At 70.1% G+C, this 3,635-nt stretch carries 5 protein-coding genes; 2 read left to right on the plus strand and 3 right to left on the minus strand.

The window, feature by feature from the left end:
- The first annotated feature begins 230 nt into the window (after window positions 1–230).
- Together DEIPI_RS35015 and DEIPI_RS0126765 are read left to right on the plus strand one after the other, a co-directional pair.
- Window positions 231–974: a hypothetical protein gene (locus DEIPI_RS35015; protein ID WP_052352059.1), complete on the plus strand. Its 744-nt coding sequence runs from the start codon at window positions 231–233 to the stop codon at window positions 972–974.
- A 67-nt stretch (window positions 975–1,041) separates the two neighbouring features.
- Window positions 1,042–1,818 (plus strand): ABC transporter substrate-binding protein, encoded by a 777-nt coding sequence (locus DEIPI_RS0126765; protein WP_084475064.1) that lies wholly within the window; start codon window positions 1,042–1,044, stop codon window positions 1,816–1,818.
- Here DEIPI_RS0126765 and DEIPI_RS0126770 read toward each other — a convergent pair.
- The 3 genes from DEIPI_RS0126770 to mglB all read right to left on the minus strand — a co-directional run bounded on the left by DEIPI_RS0126770 (window position 1,808) and on the right by mglB (window position 3,430).
- Window positions 1,808–2,197, minus strand: coding sequence for an ACT domain-containing protein (locus DEIPI_RS0126770; protein ID WP_027483812.1), 390 nt, complete (start codon window positions 2,195–2,197; stop codon window positions 1,808–1,810). The genes DEIPI_RS0126765 and DEIPI_RS0126770 overlap by 11 nt on opposite strands.
- 98 nt (window positions 2,198–2,295) lie before the next feature.
- Complete coding sequence (mglA, locus tag DEIPI_RS0126775) at window positions 2,296–2,886, minus strand: GTPase MglA (protein ID WP_027483813.1); 591 nt, start codon at window positions 2,884–2,886, stop codon at window positions 2,296–2,298.
- 58 nt (window positions 2,887–2,944) lie between these two features.
- Window positions 2,945–3,430, minus strand: a complete 486-nt coding sequence (gene mglB / locus DEIPI_RS0126780; RefSeq protein ID WP_027483814.1) for a GTPase-activating protein MglB — start codon at window positions 3,428–3,430, stop codon at window positions 2,945–2,947.
- Window positions 3,431–3,635: the final 205 nt, after the last annotated feature.

Here is a 3,635-nt window from a genome sequence, read left to right on the forward strand (position 1 = left end):
GCACGACGGCGGCGCGGGCCCCGCCCGCCCGTCCCTGCGCGAGCGCGTCCGGGAGCTCACGCCAGAAGTCCGGGCCGAGCGCGCCGCGCTTGCTGCTGATCGCGACGTCGAGGATTCCGTCTTCGAGGGTCACGCTGATGCTGGAGAAGGGCATTTCCCCATCCTAGCCGAGGGGCGGGTGCGCCACGTGGCGGAGGCGCTCGCGGGGCGCGCCGCGTACGCTGGACCGCATGAATCCCCTGGACCTGGCGCTCCTCGTGGAGGACGCGGAACGTGAGCACATGCGCGCCTACGCCGCCGCGTCGGACGGCGCCGTTCTCGACGAGGGCGACGTGGGCGCCGTCTGGTGCGGGCCGGGCATGCCCGTGAACGTCGGCTTCGGCTTCGGTTCGGGCGCGGGGACCGCCTCGTGTCTGCCGCGCGTGGAGGACTTCCTGCGCGCGCGGGGCGGTGTGCCGGGGGTCACGGCGTACACGCACCTGCATCCCCACCTGATGGAGACGCTCGGCGGGCGCGGCTACCGGCTGGCGCGGGTGCTGAACGTGCACGCGCGCTCCCTGGACGGCGCGCTTCCGGAACCCGCGCTTCCCGTGCGGGAGGCGACACCCCACGAGTGGCTGGGCGCGGTCGTCCCGGGCTTCGGCGCGGGCAGCGAGGGCATCATGGCGGTCACGTCGCGCCGCCCGCGCACGCGCCTGTGGATCTGCGACGTGGACGGCGAGGCCGCCGCGGCGGGCGCGTCGGAGGTGTTCGGGGACCTGGCCCTCCTCTTCTCCACGGCCACCCGCCCCGACCTGCGGGGCCGGGGCGCGCAGGCGGCCCTGCTGGCCGCGCGGCTCCTCGCGGCGCGCGGGGCGGGCGCGCGACACGCGGTCGTGATGACGGCGCCCCTCAGCGCGAGCGAACGGAACATGTGGCGTGCGGGGTTCACGCCGCTGACGGCGCGCCTGTCGTTCGCCCTGGGTACTGCCTAGACAACCTGCGCGTTCTCCTCCGGCGCCCGTGTCCGCCCCCCGGATAATGAGCCTCAAGGAGACGTTCATGACCAAGCGTGTGTCCGGGGTCGTCACCGCCCTTCTCTCCTCCCTGTCGGTCCTGGGCGGCGCCCACGCCGCCTCCCTCGCCGAGATCCGCGCGAGCGGCACCATCCGTCTCGCCACCAGCGCCGACTTCCCGCCCTTCAACGCCGTGGAGAACGGCCGCTTCACCGGATTCGAGGTGGAGCTCGGCAACCGTCTCGCCGCGCGGCTCGGCGTGAAGCCCCTGTGGGTGAAGTACGACTTCGACGATCTCCTGCGCGACCTGCCCACCAACCAGTACGACCTCGTGATCGCGTCGCACGCCATCACCTCCGGGCGCGCCCTCACCGTGGACTTCACGAACGCGCACTCCTGCACGGGCGGCGTGATCCTCACCCGCGAGGGCGGACCCGTCACCTCCCGCGACCTCGCCGGGAAGCGCGTGGGCGTGGAGTCGGGCAGCACCTACTTCGGCTGGCTGAACAAGCTGCCCTTCCAGAAGAACGTCAAGGTCTACTCCGCCAGCGACGAGGCCGCGCTCGCCCTGCTCGCCGGGCAGGTCGACGCGACCGTCACGGACCGCCTCGTCGCCCTCGACATCAGGGCCCGCAACCCCGGCGCGAGGCTCGTCACGAGCGACCTCCTCTGGACCGAGGCCATCGGCATGGCCGTGGAGAAGGGCAACGCGGACCTGCGCCGCGCCGTCAACACCGCCCTCGCGGAGCTCATGAACGGCGGGGAGTACGCTACGCTGTCGCGCAGGTACTTCGGCGAGGACATCCGCTGCGTCAGGAGGTAGCCGTGTCCACGGTGTGACCCGCCGCGCGCAGGGCCGCCACGGCGCGCTCCACGTTCTCGGCCTTCACCAGCACGTAGTCCGTGTCGAAGGTGGAGAACGCGAAGATGCCCACGCCCGCCTCCGCGAGCGGCGCGAGCACCGACGACAGCACGCCCGTCAGGGTGAACTCGAAGGGCCCGGCCAGCATCAGCGCGCGCCAGCCGCCCTCCGAACGCACCCCGGCGGGCACGAGGCGCTCCTCGCACACCACCGACAGCTCGTCCGCCGTGCGCGCCACGCAGAACAGGTCCCCCGACGTGGCCCACGCGGGCACCGGGGACTCACGAGGAAACTGGGCGACGGCGAGGGACGGGGGGAGCAGGCGCAGCGTCTGGGGCATGGCAGGAGCGTACCCCACGTGTCACGAGAAGCGTGACGGGTTCCCTGAACGCGGACGGCCGCCCCGACGTTCGGGGCGGCCATCACGGTACGGACGGGTTACTTCGGCTGCGAGAGGCGCTCCAGCACCAGCTTGCTCACCATCTTGAGGCACTCGAACACGCCGACGCCCTCGTGGGCGCTCGCCTCGAAGACGGGCAGCTCGCCCTTCGGGTCGAGGACGGCGCGGATCATGCTGGCGGGCAGCGCGTCGGGGAGGTCGCGCTTGTTGATCTGGAGGATCAGCGGCACCTCCTTGAGGTTGATGCCGTGCTCCACGAGGTTCTCGCGCAGGTTGCGCATGCTCTCCGCGTTGGCGCGCAGACGGTTCGGCGCGCTGTCCGCGACGAAGATGATGCCGTCCACGCCGCGCAGGATCAGCTTGCGGCTCGCGTTGTAGAACACCTGACCCGGCACGGTGTACAGGTGGAAGCGGGTCTTGAAGCCCTGCACGCTGCCGAGGTCGAGCGGGAGGAAGTCGAAGAACAGCGTGCGCTCGTCCTCCGTCGCGAGCGAGACCATCTCGCCGCGCAGGTGCCCCGGGATGGTCCCGAAGACGTACTTGAGGTTGGTGGTCTTCCCGGACATGCCGGGACCGTAATACACGATCTTGCAGTTGATCTCGCGGGCCGCGAAGTTGATGGTGCTCATGGCGTCACTCCTCGTTCAGGGTACGGCGGGTGGTGGCAGTCAGAGTGAGAGGGGCGTCTCAGCCGAACAGGTCGTCGAGGAGCGCGCCCGCCGTGTCGCTGAAGCCCTTGTCGAACTCGATCTTCGGCGCCTCGCCGACGTTGTCGAGGACGCTTTCGAGCTGCGCGATGGTCTTCTTCGCGTACAGCTTCACCTTGCCGAGCGGAACGCTGGAATCGAAGATCAGCACGAGCAGCGCCTTGTCGCCGATGGACTCGACGTACAGCACGCCGTTCTCGCCCTGGTGGATCTGCTCGCTGAAGGTGCGCTCGCCGAGCATGCTGGCGAGGGCGCCGGTCGCGGCGGCGTTGCCCGCCACGAGCGTGGCGATGGAATCGAGGGCGGGGGGACGGGGTGCCCACAGCGCCTCCTTGTGGGAGAGGACGAAGCCCTTGCGGTCCACCATGAGGCAGTAGCGGACGCCGGTGGCGTTAAGAAGGTCGAGCAGATGCTGCTCGACCTGGTCGAACGCTTCGCCATACAGGGCGAGTGAAGGCTCGATCATAGTTGTTTCAGTTTAACCGCACAATTCTTGCAGCTTTGTCACAGATCGAACGTCCACGGCGTCCTGAGCGGCGCTTCTCACGTGAAGAACTGTGAATCCTTCTCACCTCGCGTCAGCGGTCTGCCCCTACACTCCGGACGTGACGCGCCGCCCCCGTTCCCACCTTCTGCGCGCCGCCCTGCTGAGCCTCGCGCTCCTCACGGGC

The sequence above is a fragment of the Deinococcus pimensis DSM 21231 genome (assembly GCF_000519345.1).
In the GTDB taxonomy this organism is placed as follows: domain Bacteria; phylum Deinococcota; class Deinococci; order Deinococcales; family Deinococcaceae; genus Deinococcus_A; species Deinococcus_A pimensis.